This is a genomic window from Chryseobacterium sp. VD8 (assembly GCF_037149975.1).
In the GTDB taxonomy this organism is placed as follows: domain Bacteria; phylum Bacteroidota; class Bacteroidia; order Flavobacteriales; family Weeksellaceae; genus Chryseobacterium; species Chryseobacterium indicum.
Window position 1 is genome coordinate 1 of the sequence record NZ_JBBCQL010000317.1, and the last position, 3,852, is coordinate 3,852.

At 36.1% G+C, this 3,852-nt stretch carries 4 protein-coding genes and 1 pseudogene; 4 read left to right on the plus strand and 1 reads right to left on the minus strand.

The window, feature by feature from the left end:
* The first annotated feature begins 10 nt into the window (after nt 1-10).
* Both WFK35_RS21275 and WFK35_RS21280 read left to right on the plus strand, forming a co-directional pair.
* The gene (locus WFK35_RS21275; RefSeq protein ID WP_336734537.1) at nt 11-169 is read left to right on the plus strand and encodes a DUF1761 domain-containing protein; all 159 of its coding nucleotides are present in this window, start codon (nt 11-13) and stop codon (nt 167-169) included.
* A 46-nt stretch (nt 170-215) separates the two neighbouring features.
* Nucleotides 216-1,346, plus strand: coding sequence for an 8-amino-7-oxononanoate synthase (locus WFK35_RS21280; protein ID WP_336734534.1), 1,131 nt, complete (start codon nt 216-218; stop codon nt 1,344-1,346).
* 127 nt (nt 1,347-1,473) lie between these two features.
* Here the strand turns inward: WFK35_RS21280 and WFK35_RS21285 are convergent, their stop codons facing one another.
* Nucleotides 1,474-2,325, minus strand: a complete 852-nt coding sequence (locus WFK35_RS21285; protein WP_336734535.1) for a glycoside hydrolase family 25 protein — start codon at nt 2,323-2,325, stop codon at nt 1,474-1,476.
* 76 nt (nt 2,326-2,401) lie between these two features.
* Between WFK35_RS21285 and WFK35_RS21290 the strand changes: the two genes are divergently transcribed.
* The gene (locus WFK35_RS21290) at nt 2,402-3,664 is read left to right on the plus strand and encodes an NAD(P)/FAD-dependent oxidoreductase (protein ID WP_336734536.1); all 1,263 of its coding nucleotides are present in this window, start codon (nt 2,402-2,404) and stop codon (nt 3,662-3,664) included.
* Nucleotides 3,661-3,852 (plus strand): annotated as a pseudogene (locus WFK35_RS21295) (tRNA (guanosine(37)-N1)-methyltransferase TrmD); the annotation flags it as partial. The gene WFK35_RS21290 and the pseudogene WFK35_RS21295, both read left to right, overlap by 4 nt.

Sequence of the window (3,852 nt, forward strand, 5' to 3'; positions counted from 1 at the left end):
ATTTTTATTCGTGCTTCCTATGATTGCTATCAATGCGATGTTTGAAAGAAAATCGTGGAAATATACATTAATTAACGCTGCTTTTTGGACGGTCTGCATTACCATTATGGGCGGAATTATCTGCGGCTGGTATGCTCCGGACGGTTTTCACTGGGCAACACAAAAATAAATGTAATATTTTAAAAAGTTAAGGCTACTTTTGCGTAGCCTTTTTTATGTCATATAATTTAAAAATTTATCACTCAGCTGCCGATTTGCCGGAAGAGTGGAACGCGGTGATCGGAAATCATAATATCCTGCTTTCCGAAGAATACTTCTGTGCTTTAGAACATTCCCGACCTCAGAATATGGAATGTTTTTTTGTCGGTTTTTTCAAAGAAAATGATCTGATTGGCGGTGCTTTGTTTCAGTATCTAAATTTTATTCAGCATAAAACTTTCCAGAAAAATGAGGTGTTTTGCAGCATCAGGAATTTTATGGCAAGACAATTCGGTAAAGATGTGATGATTTTGGGAAATAATATGCTTACAGGACAGAACGGATTTTATTTTGATGCTTCAGAAATTACTTCCGAAGAAGTGATTCCGCTTCTGGAAGAAGCCGTTTATAAAATGCAGAAGGAAATAAGAAAAACATCCTTAATTATATATAAAGATTACCAGTCGAATTTTGTGAAATACTTTGAAGGAGAAAAGCATCGGAAATATTTCAGATTTTCCGTTCAGCCGAACATGATTCTTCGGATAAGAGAAAACTGGAATAATTTTGAGGATTATATCAATGATTTTTCGAAGAAATACAGAGCAAGAGCCAAAACTGCCAAAAAGAAACTGCAAGGAATCATTAAAAAAGAACTCCAATTAGACATGATCAGAAAATATCAGTCTGAAATGAATGTTCTTTATCAGAATGTCGCAGAAAATGCGCCTTTCAACACCTTTTTTCTCAGAGAAAATCATTTTGAAAGCATGAAAGAAAATCTTGGAGGTAATTTCAGACTTTTCGGATATTTTTCGAATGAAAAACTGATCGGTTTTTATATCATGATCCTCAATAACAAAGATATCGATACCTACTTTTTAGGCTACGAAAAAGACTGTCAGAAACAAAAGCAGATCTATCTCAATATGCTTTTCGATATGGTAGAATTCGGGATAGATCAACAGTTTGAAAGGATTATTTTCGGAAGAACGGCTTTAGAAATTAAATCAACGATCGGAGCGGAACCAGTTGAAATATTTGGCTTAATTAAGCACAATAATTTTATCATTAATCCTTTCATGAAAACTATTTTTCCTTCTATTTCTCCCAAAACTGAATGGATTCAAAGGAAGCCGTTTAAATAGTTTTTGTGTGTCAATTTATGTTCTCATCAGTAGAAACGGGCTTTAGCCCGTTAACAATATAAGGTTTTTCGATTGGCTTCAGCCAAAGTCTCAGATGTTTAAAATTTGCAAAATCACCGGAAAAAAATCAATCCAAAGTCAACCTCTTCAAAGACCACGAACTTCCATTGTAAATATCCAGATCTACTTTTGTATTAATTCCGTGCACGATTCCGTTTTCTGTAAACTGCCAGAAATCCCAGTCTGCATCGGGTGAGGGAGCCGGAACGTCATTGTAATTCGCTAGCCAGAGCGGATAATCATCAAATTCGCCCTTCAGGAAATCTTTGTAATAATGATAATACGTATAAATAATGGGTTTTTCGCCGTAAGTTTCCTCTACAATTTTGCACCACACTTTAAGGTCTTCAACCAGTTTTTTATTTGTTTTGCGCTTCGGGATTTTCTCAATATCCAAAATCGGCGGAAGATCACCGCTTTCGAGCTTTACATTTTCCAGGAAATTATTTGCCTGAATTACAGGATCTTCGTCTGCTCTGTAAAAATGATACGCTCCGCGGATTAAATTCTGTTTTTTTGCCTGTTCCCAGAAATCAGAAAAATGTTTGTCGGCATTTCGGTTTCCCATCGTTGCACGCATCACCACAAACTCCAGCGGAATGGTTTTGTTTCCGATAGTAAGGCTGTCCCATTTAATGTCTTCTTTATTCTGATAATGTGAAATATCAAACCCGTAAGTTTTATCTAAATTATTGGACAGGATTTTTTGAATTCTCAGCGTTTCCGTTTCACTGTTGTGAAGCTTTCTGTGAGTAAATTTATTGAAATATAAAGCGTAATAATAGCTTATGGACTGCCTTAAATACAATCCTGTTCCGATAAGCGCAACAATTAAAATAGCCAGTACGATTTTTCTGCGGAAAAGATATTTTTTCCGGCGGTTTTTATGGATCTTTTTGGCGGTTTTTTTGCTGTACATCGTTTGTGAATAAAGATTTACAAAACTAACTTTTTTCACTTCTAAATGCTAAATAAAATCAGTAAATTTGTGTACTATGGAAACACGCGAAAAGATCATCATCATTGGAGGAGGTTTTGCGGGGCTGCAGCTTGCGAAAACGTTGAATAACAGGAACAAAAAAGTTATTGTTCTGGATCGGGTAAACCATCATATGTTTCAGCCGCTTTTCTATCAGGTCGCATGCGGAAGGATTGAGCCTTCCAATATTTCTTTTCCTTTCAGAAAAATTTTTCAGCGTTCCAGAAATACCCAGTTTCGCCTCACGGAAGTTAAGGAAATCGATACTGCAAATAATAAAGTCATTACTGATGAAGCAGAATTTACCTACGATAAATTAATTATCGCTACAGGATGCAAAACCAATTTTTTTGGAAATAAAGATCTTGAAGGTAAAGCTTTCGGGATGAAAAATACTCAGGAAGCGATCAGCATCCGAAATCATGTTTTAATGACTTTCGAAAAGCTGATTCTTGAAAAAAGCCGTAGTGATGATGGAAACTGGAATATCGTAATTGTAGGAAGCGGACCAACCGGAGTAGAATTAGCCGGAGCTTTCTCTGAAATGAAAAAAGAAATTCTTCCGCGCGATTATCCTTATATGAATTTCGATCACCTGAAAATTATTCTGGTAAGTTCTACAGAAAAGCCTTTGGCGGTAATGAGTCCTGAAGCACAGCAGAAATCTGAAGAATATTTAAAAGATTTAGGCGTTACATTTTTAAGCCAGGAATACGTTACGGATTACGATGGCGATAAAGTGTACATGAAAAGCGGAAAAACCATTCCTTCCAATAATGTAATATGGGCAGCAGGAGTTACAGGAAACGTTGTAGATGGTTTTCCTGCCGAAAAATTGGTCAAAAACAGATATATTACAGACAGATACAATAAAATAAAAGGCTACGATAATGTTTTTGCAATCGGAGATATTGCGTATATGGAAACTCCGAAATATCCGCAGGGTCATCCGCAGGTGGCAAACGTAGCAATTAATCAGGCAAAAAATTTAGGAAAGAACCTTTTAAAGAAAAATCTGAATGAATGGGTTGAGTATGAGTATGATGACAAAGGTTCTCTGGCTACCATCGGAAAACACAGAGCAGTTGTAGATTTACCATTTATTAAATTTCAGGGATTTCTGGCGTGGTATTTCTGGATGTTTTTACATTTAATGCTTATTTTAAGTGTAAGAAACAAGCTTGCCGTGTTCTTTAACTGGATGTGGAGCTATTTTAATAAAGATTCTTCTTTAAGATTGATAATTTTGCCAAATAAGAAAAACGAAACAGTACAATGAGAATTGATATAATAAGCGTACTTCCGGAACTGATGGAAAGTCCGTTTAAAACTTCTATTTTAAGAAGAGCGATTGATAAAGGTTTGGCAGAAGTGCACTTCCATCACTTGAGAGATTGGGGAATCAACAAAAAAAAACAGATTGATGATGAACCTTACGGCGGCGGTGCAGGAATGGTGATGATGGTG